The organism is Flavivirga aquimarina, assembly GCF_030540835.1.
GTDB lineage: Bacteria > Bacteroidota > Bacteroidia > Flavobacteriales > Flavobacteriaceae > Flavivirga > Flavivirga aquimarina.
Genome location: NZ_JAUOEK010000061.1, coordinates 1 through 283, shown reverse-complemented (window position 1 = coordinate 283; position 283 = coordinate 1). Strand labels below are relative to the sequence as shown.

General features: G+C 42.8%; 1 protein-coding gene. It reads right to left on the bottom strand.

All coding sequences use genetic code 11. The features are described from left to right. Positions 1-283, bottom strand: a 283-nt coding sequence (locus Q4Q35_RS22460) for a transposase (protein ID WP_437439736.1), incomplete at both ends; no start/stop codon positions are given.

The following is a 283-nucleotide window of genomic DNA, read 5'->3' as shown; positions in this document are numbered from 1 at the left end:
ATCCCTGCCGGTTCTTTATCCATAGCACTGATATGACGGATTTGATGCAAATGAGCTTCTAGATCTTCTTTTGAAACTTTAAGCTCTAAAGTGTCCATCGAAGCATTGGCTTTTACTGGTGCAGAGTCTATGGCCTGGGTGAGACCGCTGACCATTCCCTTTTCTACACACATAGCAAGTACTCTAGTAAAAACGTCTTCAAAGACAGTTTCTGGATACAATTGTCGGGTACGGCTTATCGTAGAGTGCCAGGGCAGTTCCTCATCTATATCATAACCTAAAA